The sequence below is a fragment of the Peptostreptococcus russellii genome, assembly GCF_900110295.1.
GTDB lineage: Bacteria > Bacillota > Clostridia > Peptostreptococcales > Peptostreptococcaceae > Peptostreptococcus > Peptostreptococcus russellii_A.
Genome location: NZ_FODF01000002.1, coordinates 180,644 through 196,520, shown reverse-complemented (window position 1 = coordinate 196,520; position 15,877 = coordinate 180,644). Strand labels below are relative to the sequence as shown.

Genomic DNA, 15,877 nt, shown 5'->3' with positions numbered 1-15,877 from the left:
TTTTTATTTTGAATATTTATTAATGAAAAATATGATCTTAGTAAAATTACAGAAGATATTTTAAGAGTATTTTTAAGCTTATATTTAAAAAGCTAGGTTAAATTTAGAAATTTAAGATGAAATAGTGTATAATATAGCATATATATTGAAAAAATAAATAGTTAGTGGTGATAATATGAAGGAATACATAATAGAAGATTTTATAGCTTCTAGAAAGCTAGCAGTAATTAATAATGGAGAATTAGAGAAGATTATTATAGAGGAAAAAAACAAATCTCTAAATATAAAAAATATATATAGAGGAAAAGTAGAAAAGATTATATCTACAATGGACGCTTGTTTTGTAGATATAGGTGAAAGAAACCCTGCTTATTTGAAAGTATCTAAAGATGAAAAAATTCAAGAAGGCGAAAGAATTCTTGTACAGGTAAAAAAGGAAGAGAAGGGCGATAAAAGAGCGAAGGTAAGTAGAGAAATAGATTTTTCAGGAAGGTATCTTGTATATATACCTTCAAACACCAAATTAGTTTTTTCTAGTAAGATTAAAGATAATGATGAGAAAAAAAGACTGAAAAAACTTGTTTTAGAGGCTTCTAATGGAGAAAAGGGCTTTATAGTAAGAACAGAGGCTCAAGGTCAAGGTATAGAAGAATTGAAAAAAGATATAGAAGAACTAAAAGATAAATATGATAAGTTAGTTGAAGAGTATGAGTCCAGTTTCTATCCGAAGTTACTTTATAAGGATAAAGGAAGTATTTTTTCATATATAAAAGAAAACTTATCAGAAGAAGTGTATAGAATTGTCTATGTTGATGGAGAGATAAACAGACCCTTGAGAGATCTCGTAAAATCTATAAAACTAGAATATCTAGAAAAGTTAAAAAAAGAAAAAAATATAGATATTTTTGAGGCATATGGAGTTAATAATATGTTAAAAAAATATACAAGCAGAAATGTCTGGCTTAAAAGTGGTGCCTATATAGTAATTGATAAAACTGAGGCAATGACAGTTATAGATGTTAATACAGGAAGTTTCAAAGGTAAGTCCGGATATGAAGATACTGTGTATAATGTAAATATTGAAGCTGCAGAAGAGATATCTAAACAGATTATTATGAGGGATATTAGCGGTATAATTATAGTTGATTTTATTGATATGCAGAGTAGAAAAAACAAAAATATGCTTTTAGAAAAATTAAGCACTTATCTTGAAAAAGAGGGAAAGAGAAGCAAAGTTCATGGCTTTACAAAGTTAGGTTTAGTTGAAATATCTAGAATGAGAAAGGAAAAAAGTCTTGATCAGTATTTCGATTCAGAAAATAGAGATTTAGATATTATAGAAAGAAAAGTTATATATGAAAAGTATCATTTAGGAAAAGAGAGAGTAGAAATAGAGAAAAAAAATATAGATCTAGATAATATATCAGATAAATTAAATGAAATAGAGAAAAAATATAATGTTAATTTAAAATTTATTTAACATAATATCTGTGTATAAATTGTTAAAAAAATATATTAAAAAATAATTAATTCAATAAATAAAGTGTTGAAAAATTACCTTTATTCAGATAAATAAGTAATAATAGAAAAACTGTAATTAATAATATAAAATAAATGTGAAAAAAATCACTACTTATTAATAAATTAAGTAGTGATTTTTTAGATATAATTAATTTTTTTAAGAAATTTATTAAAAAAATTGATGAAAATTTTTTGCTTATATGTTACTATAAGAATAAAGAAGCAAATAAAAAGGTTACTTAATATATAATCAAAAAGGAGAAAATCTTTATAAAATTAATTGTACAGAATAAGATTATAAGTGATTATGTAAATCTTTTTAAAACTTAATTAAGGAGGTATTTTAATGAGTAGGTTATACATCAATACTCCAGATACAGCTCAGATAGTAGTTGAAGGTCTATATAAAGATCTAGAAAGAAGAATTGTGTCAAGTCCTCCAGGAATATGTCCTGTAGAGGTTTCTCTTGCATTTTTGAAACTGTGTCATGCTCAAACATGTGGAAAATGTGTTCCTTGTAGAGTAGGGCTAGACAAACTTCAGGAGATGATTGAAAGTGTACTTGATGGAGAAGCAACAGAGGAAACTTTGGAGCTAATTGAAGATACTGTAAGAGTAATTATAAAAACAGCAGATTGTGCAATAGGTTATGAGGCTGCGGAAATGGTTCTCAAGGGAATAGTTGGATTTAGAGACGACTACCTTTCCCATATAAGAACTTCAAAATGTTCAATGGATAGAAACATATCAGTACCATGTGTTGCAATGTGTCCAGCAGGTGTAGACATACCTGGTTACATAGCCCTAATTGGAGAAAAAAGATATGCAGATGCAGTTAGGCTTATTAGAAAAGACAATCCATTCCCTACTGCGTGTGCCCTAGTGTGTGAACATCCTTGTGAGGCAAGATGTAGAAGAACTATGGTAGATGCACCTATGAATATAAGAGGGATGAAGAAGTATGCAGTCGATCATGCAGGTATAGTTCCACCTCCAGCTTGTGCAGAATCAACAGGCAAAAAGGTAGCAATAGTAGGTGGTGGTCCAAGTGGATTAAGTGCAGCATATTATCTATCACTTATGGGACACAAGGTTGTAGTATATGAAAGAAGCAAAAAACTTGGTGGTATGTTGAGATATGGTATACCAAAATACAGACTTCCGAGAGAACGTTTACAAGAAGATATAGATGCTATACTTAAAACAGGTATAGAAGTTCATAGAAATATAGAGGTAGGTAAAGATATATCAATAGAGGATATAACAAAAGAATGTGATGCTATGTATATAGCTATAGGAGCTCATGATTTTAAAAAGTTAGGAATAGAAGGCGAAGATGCTAAGGGAGCTATTTCTGCTGTTGAGATGCTAAAGATGATAGGTGATGAAAATTACCCGGATTTGACAGGTCAGAAGGTAATCGTAATCGGTGGAGGTAATGTAGCAATGGATAGTGCTCGTACAGCCAATAGATGTAACGCCGAAAGAGTGTCTATAGTGTATAGAAGAAGAAAAGAAGATATGACTTGTCTAAAGGAAGAAATAGAAGAAGCTTTAATAGAAGGTTGTGAGCTATATTCTCAAATGGCTCCTATAAAAATAGAAACTGATGAAGATAATAATATAAAGGCTGTTTGGATTCAGCCACAGATAGTTGGAGAAATGGATAAGAGTTCTAGACCAAGACCTAGAAATTCAAGTGAAAAGCCTGTTAGATTAGAATGTGATAAGTTAATAGTTGCAATTGGGCAAAACATAGAATCAAAGCACTTTAAGGAGTTCGGAATGCCAGTAAAGAGAGGTATTATTGAAGCTTTAAATTCTAGTGAGGTGGAAAATATACCTGGTATCTTTGCAGGTGGTGACTGTGTAACAGGTCCTGCAACTGTAATAAAGGCAATTGGAGCAGGTAAGGTTGCTGCTGCTAATATAGATGAATACCTAGGCTTTAACCATTTAATAAGTGTAGATATCGACCTTCCAAAAATAAGATGGAATGATAGAAATCCTTGTGCAAGGGCAAACATGAAGGAAATAAGTACTCATGAGAGAAAGAATAACTTTGCAGAGGTAGAAAAAGGACTTACTCCAGAAGAGGCTGCACAGGAAGCAGGAAGATGTTTAAGATGTGATCATTTTGGATGGGGTAACTTCAGAGGAGGTAGAACATCAATATGGTAAAAGTAACTATAGATAATCAGACTATAATGGTAGAGGAAGGTACTAAAATAATAGATGCTGCAAAGGAAACGGGCATTATTATACCTAGGTTGTGTTTCTTGAGAGAAATAAATGAAATAGGTGCGTGTAGAGTATGTTCAGTTGAAGTAGAAGGAACGGACAAACTTCTAACAGCTTGTAATACAGTAGTTGAAGATGGTATGGTTGTAAAAACAAATAGTCCAAAAGTAAGAAGAGCAAGAAGGACAAATATAGAATTTATACTTTCACAACATGATTTTAGTTGTGCTACATGTGTAAGAAGTGGTAATTGTTCACTTCAAGAAATAGCAAACGACCTAAATGTGGACTCTATGCCATATAAAATAAAATATGAAAAAAGAGCCTGGAATAAGGATTTTCCTTTACAGAAGGATTTTTCAAAGTGTATAAAATGTATGAGATGTATACAGGTATGTGATAAAATTCAAAGTCTTGGAATATGGGACGTTGTAAATAGTGGTTCAAGAACTACTGTAGATGTTTCTCATAATAGACAAATAGAAGATGCAGATTGTGTATTGTGTGGTCAGTGTATAACACATTGTCCAGTAGGTTCTCTAACAACAAGAAACGATACTCATAGAGTGTACGATGCAATAGAGGATGAAAATCTTATAACAGTAGTTCAAGTTGCACCTGCAGTAAGGGCTGCATGGGCAGAAAACCTTAATATAGAAGAAAAGTCAGCTACACCTAGCTTGATGGTTGCGGCACTAAAGAAAATTGGTTTTGATTATGTATTTGATACAAACTTTAGCGCTGACCTTACAATAATGGAAGAGGCAAACGAATTCCTAGAAGTATATACATCAGGTGGAAGAGACCTCCCTATGTTCACATCATGTTGTCCTGGTTGGGTGAGATTTATGAAATCTCAGTATCCAGATATGGTAAAGTATTTGTCAACATCAAAATCTCCTCAGCAGATGTTTGGAGCAGTAGCAAAATCATATTATGCAGATCTTTTGGGAGTAGATGCAAACAAAATATGCTGTATATCTATTATGCCATGTACTGCAAAGAAAAAAGAAGCAGAGATTGAGACAATAAATGATACAGAAGCACAAAGAGATGTAGATATAGTTATTACAACAAGAGAAATGGAAAAGATGATAAGAGCGGAAAACCTTGACTTTAGCAAACTAAAAGAAGAATCATTTGACTCACCTCTTGGAATAGGAAGTGGCGCAGGTGTAATATTTGGTGCTACTGGTGGTGTAATGGAAGCAGCTCTTAGAAGCGCGTATTATTTTGTAACAGGGAAAAATCCTGATCCAGATTCTTTTGTATCTGTAAGAGGAGAAGAAGGTTGGAGAGAATCTAAATTTTCAATAGCTGGAAATGAATTAAGTGTGGCTGTAGTAAGTGGACTTAGAAATGCTAGAGAGTTGATGGATGCTTTAATAAGAGGAGAAGTTAAGTATGACTTTGTAGAGGTAATGGCATGTCCTGGAGGCTGCTCTGGTGGCGGAGGACAACCTATTAAGGATGGTTGTGAATTAGCATATACTAGGGCTAACAAGCTTTATAAGCTTGATAAAAAGATGTATTTAAGGTATTCACATGAAAATCCAGCAATACAAAAAATATATAGCGAATATCTTGGAAAGCCAAATTCTGAAATTGCTCATAAGCTACTTCACACAGACCATGAATCTTGGAAGATGCCTTTATCTCCAATATTCTCAATGGACGAAGATAGTAAATTTAGATATAATTTTAAATAAAAAAACTATATAAAATTATTAATAAAACTTAGAAAATATATAATAAAAAATGCAGGAGAGATTTTTCCTGCATTTTTATATGTTTAAAATAGCTAGATTCATTTATAAATTTTAAATAACAGTAATTATAAAATATCTGTTTTCTTGCAAAATTGACTTAGTCTTCAGCACTATAACTTAAATCAATTTTTATACCATCATGGGCAATAGTTGTATTTTTAAATACAGACCTTGCATTTTCAATAAAATAACTAGGATTATCTACTGATGGAGAAAAATGTGTAAGTAAAAGATGTTTTACTTTTCCAAGTTTTGCCAAACTAGCAGACTCTCTAAATGTCATATGCTTGTTCTTTACTGCCTTGGCAATATCCAAATCATCTCCGTACATTGCCTCACAAATGAATAAGTCACTTTCCTTTATAAAATCAGGAATAGTATTTATAGGTCTTGTATCTGTAATATAGCTAAATTTAATACCTTTTCTTTCTTCACCTAAGACCATATCTGGTGTATAAGCATTATCGTCAATATAAAAAGTTTGACCTAATTGGAGATTTTTCCATAAATATTTTGGGACATTATTCTCTATTGCATTTTGAGGACTAAACTTTCTATTTCTCTTGAAATAAAGACTATATCCTATACATTCAGTTGAATGTTCAAGTTTAATTGTAGAAATCTCTATTTCCTTAAATTGACCATCATTTATTGAAAAAGCCCCTGAAGGATTTTCTATAATATTTAATGGATAGGGAATACCTTCTATTAAAACGAGCATTGCCTTAATAGCTCTTTTGATTCCTCTAGGTCCAACAATAGTCAGGGGGGTTCTTTTTTCTGAATTTCCCATTGTTGAAAGCAATCCTATTAAACCGTTAATGTGATCACCATGTAAGTGGGTAATTAGGATAAGGTCTATTCCCTTAAAACCACATCCAACTTTTTTCATAGATATCTGAGTACCTTCACCACAGTCTATAAGTATTTTTCTTCCTTTATAGTTCAAAAATGCACTGGAACAAAATCTATTTGGTGATGGTACATTTCCACCAGTTCCAAGCATTGTAATGTTTACCATTTCATCACCTGCCATTCTTAGTTTTAAAATAAAGTTAACTCTTGTATATAGTATATAATTACATAAATTCATTTTTTTGTTTCAATTTTTTAGCATAAATATTATTAGCACATAAATAAGCTAGATAAACCATAATAAGCCCGCCTAGAAGCGAAATTATCATATAGATAGCTGCCAGAAAGAAATTTGTTGAATAAATTAAATCTGCTAGATTTTTGGAAAAAGTAGAAAAAGTAGTAAAGGCTCCCAAAAGTCCAGTAGCAAGTGCTGCATGCAAATTATCATTCATTTTAATAGATTTTTCAGCAAGATGTACCGTAAGTGAAAGTAAAAAGCATCCAAGTAGATTTACTATTAGAGTATTTAAGGGAATTAGCTGAAAATCTGACAAAAAAGGAATATTAAAAAACAAATTTCTCAATAAAGCACCGAAAAAGCCACCTATAAAAATATATATTAATCTTTTCAAAATATCACCTCATATAAATTTGAAGCCACTTAATAAAACATTCTAGCTCCAATAATAAAAAATATAACTCCTAAAATAGTTGTAGGAAGCATATATTTTAACATAGAAGGAAATCCATCTTCTTTTAAAAGCTCAAAGCTTTCTACTAAGAAAGTAGAAAAAGTAGTAAATCCTCCTAAAATACCCGTTTGTATAAATGCAGCTAAGTTGTTATCACGAATTGCAAAAACACTAACACCAAGGAAAAAAGATCCTATGATATTAATAAGCATAGTGCTAATAGGAATTGAAAAATAGCTATGTTCTTTTATTATCTTTGACAAAATATATCTCATTAAAGCTCCTATTCCACCACCTAGCGATAGAAGAATTAGACTCATATTATCACCTCTTTTTCCACATAACAATAATTATATAACATAAATAGAAATAGTTTAAGAGCTTTTTATAGGTAAAAGTAAAATTAATTAATAAAAAGAATAATATAGAGATGACTTCTAGCTTATTAAAAGAAAATAAAAAAGATTATCTAATAGAGGTTTTATTAGAAAATAGAAGTAAGAAGAAAACCGCTGGCAAATATCGAAAGATTTAAATTTTAGAAGAAATTGATAAGTATTTAGATATATGGTGAAATTTATATAGCGAATAAACAAAAAATATATAGGTTACAAATAGATGAAGATGTAGTTATTTAAAAAATAATAAGTATTTTTATGGTATAATTTAAAATGAAAGGCAGTGATAATATGTCAAAAATAACGGCAATAGAATTTCAAAAAAAGAATAAAGACAGGGTTAATTTATATGTAGATGATGAATACCTTCTTTCTCTTTATGCGGAACTAATTTATAAATATAATTTAGAAAAAGGACAGGAAGTCGATAAGGATAAACTCGTTGAAATCCTTAAAGTTGATGAATATGAGAAAGCTAAGAATAAAGCACTACAATCTATTACTAGAACGGAAAAGTCAGAAAAGAAGATGAGAGAAAAGCTTTTAAAAGATTTTGATGAAGATATAGTTGAAGAAGTAATAGAGTTTTTAAAAAAATATTCATTAGTAGACGATGAAAGATTTGCAGATAGAATAGTCGCTAATGATGTTAATTTTAAAAAAGTAGGCAAGAATAAAATAAAGCAAAATCTATATTCAAAGGGAATAGGAAGAGAATATATTGAAAGTGCAATATCTGAAATAGATAGAGACAAGGAATTGGAGAATGCAATATATTTGGCGAAAAAGAAAATTTCGAAAATTAAATCCACAGATGAAAGAACCATCAAAAATAAACTATATCAGCATCTTGCATATAAGGGATTTGACTATGATACCATCAATTCGGCAATTAGAAGAGTACTTGAAGGCGAAGACTAGTTAATTAACTGTAGAATCTATAGATAACAGAGTATTAATTAAGTGTAAGTCTTCAATTTTATTTGTTTTAAAACACAAGTGGTGTTTAATATATAATTAGGACGGAACGGATAAATGAAAAACTTGATAATTATAATAGTAAGCACTATTATAGGAATTTATGATATAATTAAGCTCTATGTCGATGAAAAATAAAGGAGTATCTAATTTGCAGATGAAATATTTTTTAGAGCTGATAGAATTTGCATAAAAATTAGCACAAGTGTATAAAAACAAAAAAGATATTGTAAATATGCAAAAAGGATTTTATTTTTTTTGATACTGCATTAGAAAAATAAGAAATTTTGAATAAAAAATAATAAAAATTTGTTATTATACAAAAAAACATGGAAAAAACTGATTGGACTTATATACTTAGCTGTGATAAAATGAATTTATCATGGTTATAAAGGGGAAAGAACATGTTGTTAGAAGAAAGACTAGCTTTATCTCACAAGAAAAATGAAGAAAAGCTGAAAACCTTTAAAGAATCAAATGAAAAGATGAAGCTAGGAATTATGGGTGGGACATTTAACCCAATTCATAATGCTCATCTAGCTACAGCTGAATTTATAAGAGACAAATATGGACTTGATAAGGTGGTTTTTATTCCTACGGGAGATCCACCTCATAAAAGAAATATATTGGATAAGAAACATAGATTCAATATGGTTGTTATGTCGACTCTTAAGAACGATGATTTCTTTGTATCAGATTATGAAATAGCATCAAAGGGCGAAACAAACTATACTGTGGATACACTTAGATATATTGGACAAACTTATCCAAATGAAGAAATCTATTTTATTACGGGGTCTGATGCAGTCAATCAGATGGAGTCTTGGAAGGAATTTCAAGAGAATTTTAAACGTGCTAAATTTATTGCAGCCATAAGACCGGGAATAGATTTACTTGAAACACAGGAAAACATAGAAAGATATAGAAAAGATTATTCTGCAAATATTGATATGGTGTATGTTCCATCTCTTGAGATATCATCTACCTATATTAGATCTAGAGTTAAAAGCGGAAAAAGCATTAAATATCTTGTTCCTGGAAGAGTAGAAGAATATATTAGAAAGTATAATTTATATGGAGGTGCGAGTAGGTAGATGGAGATATCTGAAATGATTGAGAAACTAAACGATTATCTACCAGAAAAAAGGAAACGCCACTCTTTAAATGTAGCTAAATCTGCAGTAAGATTGTGTGAATTCCGAGGTTGTGATAAAAAGAAGGCAGAGATTGCAGGGATTTTGCATGATACAGCAAAGTATGTTAAGTTTGCTGATGTGGATAAGTATTGTAAGAAATATGGTATAGAACTTGACGACTTAGAAAAGAAAAGTACAGCATTATCTCATAGTGTTCTTGGATCATATATAGCAAAGTATGAATTTGGAATTGATGATGAAGAAATTTTAGGGGCAATAAGATATCATACTACAGGCAAGCCTGACATGTCTCATATTGAAGAGGTTATATATTTAGCTGACCTTATAGAAGAAGGAAGAGACTATCCAGGAGTTGATGATTTAAGAAAAATGGCATACTCGGGAGAGATTGATAAAGCAATAGTAAAATCTATAGACAATACTATTACTTTGGTGTTAAAGAAAAAAGCACCTTTGCACACAAGAACTGTGGATGCAAGAAATTATTACATACAGAAGATTAAAAGTATGGAAAAGGAGTAGAATTATGGTTACAGTTGAAAATATGACGAAACAGATTTGTGAAGCGATAAGCGACAAGTTGGGAAAAGATATAGCAGTATTGAATATAGGAAAGGTTTCTAGCCTATGTGATTACTTTATAATAGCATCAGGATCTACAGCAAGACAGGTAAAGGCAATAGCTGATAGTGTTGAAGATGCTATGTCAGAAATAGGGATAGAGGCAAGAGGAAAAGAAGGAAGAGATACTCAGAGCTGGATTCTTCTTGACTACGGTGATGTAATGGTTCATATATTTGATGAAGAAAATAGAGGTTTCTATAATCTTGAAAAGTTGTGGAAAGATGCACCATATGTAGAAGTCGAAGAGCTTGACGAAATAGATGCAGAATCTTTAAAAATTGACCTTTAAAATAAATTATACAGATATTCTTTTGTGTATAGAATAAAGAAAAAACCTTTATTCTATTGACAGAAAATTTTAAGGGTGTTAATATATGTAAATATAGCTAGAATTTATAAAAATAAATTATATGCAATCGAAGTAGTAAATACAGATGGATTTTCAGAGAGCTATCGTTTCTGCGAGGATAGTATTTTTATCGTGTTGAACTTGTCGACTAAATTGCATAACCGTTGTTGGTATAAAGACTTTACCGAGAGAGCTGTTTTGCAGCTAATTAGGGTGGTACCGCGAGAATTTACTCGTCCCTAAACAGAGATGTTTAGAGACGAGTTTTTTTATTTCTATAAAACTTTCTAGAAAATTAGAATAAAGAAGATATTAAAATATAATAAAATAAGTAGGAGGAAAAAAATGAGCTTTTATAATTTCAAAGATATTGAAAAAAAATGGCAGAAAACGTGGAAAGAAAACGGACAGTATAAAATGGATATAGAAGATACTTCTAAGCCAAAGTATTATTGTTTAGAAATGTTCCCTTATCCATCAGGAAAGATACATATGGGACATGTAAGAAATTATTCAATTGGTGACGTAGTTGCTAGATTTAAGAAAATGGAAGGTTATAATGTACTTCATCCAATGGGATGGGATTCATTTGGTCTTCCTGCAGAAAATGCTGCAATAAAGAACGGAATACATCCTCATAAGTGGACAATGGCAAATATTGAAGAAATGAAAGAACAGCTTAATATGCTTGGTCTGAGCTATGATTGGGACAAGGAAGTAGCAACATCTACACCAGAATATTACAAGTGGACTCAGACTATATTTCTTAAATTTTTAGAAGCAGGTTTAGCATACAAGAAAAATTCATATGTTAACTGGTGTCCGTCATGTGAAACAGTTCTTGCAAATGAACAGGTTGTTCAGGGGGAATGTGAAAGATGTGGATCAACAGTAGATAAGAAGGAACTAGAACAGTGGTACTTCAAGACAACTGAATTTTCTGAAGAATTGTTACAAGATCTTGATAAGTTAGATGGATGGCCTGAAAAAGTTAAGTTGATGCAGAAAAACTGGATAGGAAAGAGCTACGGTGCAAATGTTACATTCAAGGTAGAGGGAATGGACAAGGAAATAACTGTATACACAACTAGACCAGATACAATTTTTGGATCAACATTTATGGTTATTGCTCCAGAATCAAAGCTTGCAAAAGAATTGGTAAAGGGAACTGAATACGAATCAGTAGTAGAAGAATTTGAAAAGAAAATGCATGCAATGACAGAAGTTGAAAGAGAATCTGCTGAATTAGAAAAAGATGGTAGATTTATTGGAAGAGAAGTAATCAATCCACTAACAGGAAAGAAGATGCCTATATGGATAGCTAACTATGTACTAGCAGATTATGGTACAGGTGCAGTAATGGGGGTTGCAGCTCATGATGACAGAGACAATGAATTTGCAAAGAAATTCAATCTTGAAATAATACCAGTAATTGATGAAGACGACAAAATGATAAATTCTGGTGAATTTAATGGAATGAATAAAGATGAAGCCTTTAATGCAATAGTTGAGAAGTTAGAGGAAATAGGAAGAGGAAAGAAGACAACTAACTATAGATTAAGAGACTGGCTGATTTCAAGACAGAGATATTGGGGATGTCCTATACCAGTAGTATATTGTGAAGATTGCGGAATAGTTCCAGTAGAAGAAAAAGATCTACCAATACTTTTACCAACAGATGTTAAATTTACTGGTAGAGGGGAATCACCTCTTACAACTTCTGAAACATTTAAGAAGTGCAATTGTCCTAAGTGTGGAAAGCCGGCAAGAAGAGAAGTAGATACAATAGATACTTTTATTGATTCTTCATGGTACTTTATGAGATATATAGATAGCCAAAATACAGAGACTCCTTTTAGAAAGGATTTAGTAGATAAGTGGCTTCCAGTAGACCAGTATATAGGAGGTGTAGAACACGCTATACTTCATCTTCTTTATTCAAGATGGTTTACAAAGGCACTTCATAAGCTAGGTTGGACTGACCATACAGAACCATTTAAAAACCTTCTAACTCAGGGAATGGTTTTAATGGACGGAAAGAAGATGAGTAAGTCTAAAGGAAATACAATATCTCCTATGGAAATAATAGAAGAATATGGTGCAGACACTGCAAGATTATTTATACTATTTGCGGCTCCACCTGAAAGAGATCTTGACTGGTCAGATAAAGGTGTTGAAGGATGCTATAAATTCTTAAATAGAGTATATAGGCTAGTAGATGAATTGGAAGATGTATTTGAAAATAAATCAGAGTTTGGTGAATTGACTAAGGCTGATAAAGAACTTAGAGCAAAGGCAAACTCAACTTTAAAGAAAGTAACAGATGATTTAAGTACAAAATTTGGATTCAATACAGCAATAGCAGCTCTTATGGAACTTGTAAACGACATATATAAGTATAAAGAACGTGATGATAGAAATGATGCTGTAATTAGGGAGGCGTTAGAGACTATAATAGTAATAGTTTCTCCTTTTGCTCCACATCTAGGTGAAGAATTGTGGTCTAAGATAGGTAAAGAAGGAAGTATATTTGATATATCTTGGCCAAAATATGATGAAGATGCAATCCAGCTTGATGAAATGGAATTAATAGTTCAGGTAAATGGAAAACTAAGAAATAAAATAATGGTTGCATCAGATATATCACAGGAAGATATGAAGACAGCAGCATTAGAAGATGAAAAAATAAAAGATTTTATAGGCGACAAAAATGTTGTTAAGGTAATAGCTATACCTGGCAAGCTTGTAAATATAGTAATAAAGTAGTAAAATAGAATACGTATCATAAAAGCATGGATTTTTCCATGCTTTTATTTTTAAAATAAATATCGGTGTTTTTAGTAAAAAGTCTTTTTATTAAATACAATAAAAGAAAGAAAAGAAAGCAGAAAAAAATAATTGAAAAACTAATTGTATAATTAGAAAAATTCACTGGTTTACTTACTAAACCTCAAAATCGTTTTAGTATCAAATTTAATTTAGAAAATATAGTGTATTTAATAAAGAATATCATTATATAAAAGTAAAAAAAGAATTAAGAAAAATACTTGAAAATAACTAGAAAAAAAGAGAAAAAATTTTATTTTAGGGTGTTGAATATGAATATAAATTATGTTAATATTGAGGTGTGGAAAAGAATATGTAGATATGATTATAAGGGTGATTGCTTCTTGCGATGCCCTTTTTGTTTGAGAAATTTTGGAAATTGGAAGGAGGAAATTTTATGAATCAGCAGAAAAAAAAGGAAACACAGAGTGCTTTACTAATGGTTTTAACAGCAGTTATATGGGGGATTGCATTTGTATTCCAAAGAACAGGCATGGAGCATATAGGTCCATTTGCCTTTAACTTTTTTAGATGTTTATTAAGTTTGGTTTTCCTATTAGCAGTTAGTGGATTTTTAAAGATAAAAAATAAGAATTCTGAAAAGAAGCAGACTAACTTTAGTAGAAAATCTCTTTACATAGGTGGTATATTAGCAGGCCTTGCTTTATTTTTAGGTATGAGTACACAGCAAGTCGGAATGGTAAGTACAAGTGCTGCTAAGGCAGGATTTATAACAACTATGTATATAGTTCTTGTTCCTATAATGGGAATGTTTTATGGTAGAAAGACAACTCCAAAGATGTGGCTATGTGTTGCAATAGCAGCGGTAGGACTTTATATGTTATCGATAAAAGAAGGTTTTGTCATAGAAAAAGGAGACTTCTTTGTATTCCTATCAGCTATATTCTTTGGGCTACAAATAGTTATTATAGATATATTTGCTCCAAAGGCAGATGCAATTAAGCTATCAATGATTGAATTCGCAACAAGTGGTGTGCTATCTTTAATAGCTACACTTATGACTGAAACAACTACAATGGCTGGAATTCAGGCTGCAGGAGTAGCGATACTTTATACAGGTTTATTATCAAGTGGTGTAGGTTTTACACTTCAGATAATAGCTCAAAAGAATCTAGCACCGACAGTTACATCTCTAATAATGAGTATGGAATCAGGTGTATCAGCAATAGCGGGTGTAATATTCTTGCATGAAGCTCTTACATCAAGAGAAATAGTAGGTTGTATAATAATGATAATAGCTGTACTTCTTGCACAGTTAGACTTCCCTATGATGAAGTCCAAAAAAAGCAAGAGGATTGAAAGTGTAGAACTTTCACAAGGAAATGAAAATAGGAAGATGGCTCAGTAATATAGAATTTTTAAATAAAATAGTATTTTACTTTATTAAATAATATAGAAATAACTCTCTCAGGGAGAGTTATTTTTATGTTAAATATCTTTATTTTTATAAATTAAGTGACTTTCTATTGACTATGAAGTAAGCAAATATTACTTTTCTAAATTATATTAGTATAATATAAATTTCATCTTAAAATTCAAAATAAATAGATAAGTATATATTTAGATTAAGAAAAAGTAGATAAAAAGATATTAATATATAAAGATTACAATAATCATTAAAATAAATTTTAAAAAAGTCAAAAATCAATTGACAAGAGAATTTCAATTTAGTATAATGAATAGGTAATTGCCGCACGGGAAGGGTAGCTGCACGTGAAAACAGTGCTCGGCATGAAACTCTATAACAGATATTTATACCTGATATAGATACCTGATCCGGCGAGTTTGAAACGAGGAGGTGTATATATGTACGCTATAGTAAAGACTGGAGGAAAGCAGTATAAGGTTTCTGAAGGTGATGTTCTTTTCGTTGAAAAGTTAGAAGCTAACGAAGGTGATGTTGTTACTTTAAATGAAGTATTAGCAGTTAATGACGGCGAGCTTAAGTTAGGAGCTCCTGTAGTTGAAGGTGCTAACGTTCAGGCGAAGGTTCTTGAACAGGGTAAAAACAAGAAGATTGTTGTTTACAAGTACAAGGCTAAGAAGGACTACAGAAGAAAGAACGGTCATCGTCAGCTATATACTAAGTTAGTTGTTGAAAAGATCAACGCATAATAATCGCATATGATTAAAGTAACATTTTTTTATAATGACGGTTTTAAAATTAAAGGCTTTGAATTAAAAGGTCACGCAGAATATGGCGAATTTGGATACGACATAGTTTGCTCGGCCGTTACAAGCAATTCAATTGCTGTTATTAATTCATTAGATAGCCTACAGAAAGTAAGTTTTGAAGATGTTAAAGCTTCTGAGGGTCACATTTTATGTTTTGTCAAAGACGAAGATCTTGAGAAGTCACAGCTGTTATTACAGCATTTAAGACTTGCACTAGAGGAAATAAGTAGAGAATATCCAAAAAATATAAAAATATTTGAAAAGTAG

The 15,877-nt window shown here is 31.1% G+C and carries 14 protein-coding genes; 11 read left to right on the top strand and 3 right to left on the bottom strand.

Annotated features, from left to right (window positions below):
• The first annotated feature begins 175 nt into the window (after positions 1-175).
• The 3 genes from BMY82_RS02290 to BMY82_RS02280 all read left to right on the top strand — a co-directional run bounded on the left by BMY82_RS02290 (position 176) and on the right by BMY82_RS02280 (position 5,472).
• Entirely contained in the window at positions 176-1,480 is a 1,305-nt protein-coding gene (locus BMY82_RS02290) for an Rne/Rng family ribonuclease (RefSeq protein ID WP_091974204.1), read from the top strand.
• Positions 1,481-1,867: 387 nt separating this feature from the next.
• Entirely contained in the window at positions 1,868-3,703 is a 1,836-nt protein-coding gene (locus BMY82_RS02285; protein WP_091974202.1) for an NAD(P)-binding protein, read from the top strand.
• Entirely contained in the window at positions 3,697-5,472 is a 1,776-nt protein-coding gene (locus tag BMY82_RS02280) for a [FeFe] hydrogenase, group A (protein ID WP_091974200.1), read from the top strand. The genes BMY82_RS02285 and BMY82_RS02280 overlap by 7 nt, the downstream gene beginning before the upstream one ends.
• Before the next feature lie 157 nt (positions 5,473-5,629).
• Here BMY82_RS02280 and BMY82_RS02275 read toward each other — a convergent pair whose 3' ends face one another.
• From BMY82_RS02275 to crcB (BMY82_RS02265), 3 genes are read right to left on the bottom strand one after another with little or no spacing between them, the layout of a single operon-like run.
• Positions 5,630-6,553: a ribonuclease Z gene (locus tag BMY82_RS02275; protein WP_091974338.1), complete on the bottom strand. Its 924-nt coding sequence runs from the start codon at positions 6,551-6,553 to the stop codon at positions 5,630-5,632.
• Positions 6,554-6,611: 58 nt separating this feature from the next.
• Positions 6,612-7,022: a fluoride efflux transporter CrcB gene (gene crcB, locus BMY82_RS02270; RefSeq protein WP_180366701.1), complete on the bottom strand. Its 411-nt coding sequence runs from the start codon at positions 7,020-7,022 to the stop codon at positions 6,612-6,614.
• 29 nt (positions 7,023-7,051) lie between these two features.
• Positions 7,052-7,402, bottom strand: a complete 351-nt coding sequence (gene crcB, locus BMY82_RS02265; protein ID WP_091974197.1) for a fluoride efflux transporter CrcB — start codon at positions 7,400-7,402, stop codon at positions 7,052-7,054.
• Between the two features lie 369 nt (positions 7,403-7,771).
• Here crcB (BMY82_RS02265) and recX point away from each other — a divergent pair, with 369 nt between their 5' ends.
• From recX to BMY82_RS02225, 8 genes are all read left to right on the top strand, one after another.
• Positions 7,772-8,401 carry a recombination regulator RecX gene (gene recX, locus BMY82_RS02260; RefSeq protein WP_091974195.1) on the top strand — a complete coding sequence of 210 codons (630 nt, stop codon included), beginning with the start codon at positions 7,772-7,774 and terminating at the stop codon, positions 8,399-8,401.
• Positions 8,402-8,862: 461 nt separating this feature from the next.
• A complete protein-coding gene (gene nadD, locus BMY82_RS02255) occupies positions 8,863-9,552 on the top strand; it encodes a nicotinate-nucleotide adenylyltransferase (RefSeq protein WP_091974193.1) in 690 nt (229 codons plus the stop codon).
• The gene (gene yqeK, locus BMY82_RS02250) at positions 9,553-10,137 is read left to right on the top strand and encodes a bis(5'-nucleosyl)-tetraphosphatase (symmetrical) YqeK (protein WP_091974191.1); all 585 of its coding nucleotides are present in this window, start codon (positions 9,553-9,555) and stop codon (positions 10,135-10,137) included.
• Between the two features lie 4 nt (positions 10,138-10,141).
• Complete coding sequence (gene rsfS, locus BMY82_RS02245; protein ID WP_091974189.1) at positions 10,142-10,528, top strand: ribosome silencing factor; 387 nt, start codon at positions 10,142-10,144, stop codon at positions 10,526-10,528.
• Between the two features lie 405 nt (positions 10,529-10,933).
• Entirely contained in the window at positions 10,934-13,354 is a 2,421-nt protein-coding gene (leuS, locus tag BMY82_RS02240) for a leucine--tRNA ligase (RefSeq protein WP_091974187.1), read from the top strand.
• A 457-nt stretch (positions 13,355-13,811) separates the two neighbouring features.
• On the top strand, positions 13,812-14,783 hold the full coding sequence (locus tag BMY82_RS02235) for a DMT family transporter (protein WP_091974186.1): 972 nt from the start codon (positions 13,812-13,814) through the stop codon (positions 14,781-14,783).
• Between the two features lie 458 nt (positions 14,784-15,241).
• On the top strand, positions 15,242-15,550 hold the full coding sequence (gene rplU, locus BMY82_RS02230) for a 50S ribosomal protein L21 (protein WP_091974184.1): 309 nt from the start codon (positions 15,242-15,244) through the stop codon (positions 15,548-15,550).
• Positions 15,551-15,559: 9 nt separating this feature from the next.
• The gene (locus BMY82_RS02225; protein WP_091974182.1) at positions 15,560-15,877 is read left to right on the top strand and encodes a ribosomal-processing cysteine protease Prp; all 318 of its coding nucleotides are present in this window, start codon (positions 15,560-15,562) and stop codon (positions 15,875-15,877) included.

Coding starts and splice junctions, on each gene's coding strand:
- BMY82_RS02290 (WP_091974204.1), top strand. CDS start 176: ATGAAGGAATACATAATAGAAGATTTTATAGCTTCTAGAAAGCTAGCA.
- recX (WP_091974195.1), top strand. CDS start 7,772: ATGTCAAAAATAACGGCAATAGAATTTCAAAAAAAGAATAAAGACAGG.
- BMY82_RS02285 (WP_091974202.1), top strand. CDS start 1,868: ATGAGTAGGTTATACATCAATACTCCAGATACAGCTCAGATAGTAGTT.
- leuS (WP_091974187.1), top strand. CDS start 10,934: ATGAGCTTTTATAATTTCAAAGATATTGAAAAAAAATGGCAGAAAACG.
- BMY82_RS02235 (WP_091974186.1), top strand. CDS start 13,812: ATGAATCAGCAGAAAAAAAAGGAAACACAGAGTGCTTTACTAATGGTT.
- rsfS (WP_091974189.1), top strand. CDS start 10,142: ATGGTTACAGTTGAAAATATGACGAAACAGATTTGTGAAGCGATAAGC.
- BMY82_RS02225 (WP_091974182.1), top strand. CDS start 15,560: ATGATTAAAGTAACATTTTTTTATAATGACGGTTTTAAAATTAAAGGC.
- rplU (WP_091974184.1), top strand. CDS start 15,242: ATGTACGCTATAGTAAAGACTGGAGGAAAGCAGTATAAGGTTTCTGAA.
- BMY82_RS02275 (WP_091974338.1), bottom strand. CDS start 6,553: ATGGTAAACATTACAATGCTTGGAACTGGTGGAAATGTACCATCACCA.
- BMY82_RS02280 (WP_091974200.1), top strand. CDS start 3,697: ATGGTAAAAGTAACTATAGATAATCAGACTATAATGGTAGAGGAAGGT.
- yqeK (WP_091974191.1), top strand. CDS start 9,553: ATGGAGATATCTGAAATGATTGAGAAACTAAACGATTATCTACCAGAA.
- nadD (WP_091974193.1), top strand. CDS start 8,863: ATGTTGTTAGAAGAAAGACTAGCTTTATCTCACAAGAAAAATGAAGAA.
- crcB (WP_091974197.1), bottom strand. CDS start 7,402: ATGAGTCTAATTCTTCTATCGCTAGGTGGTGGAATAGGAGCTTTAATG.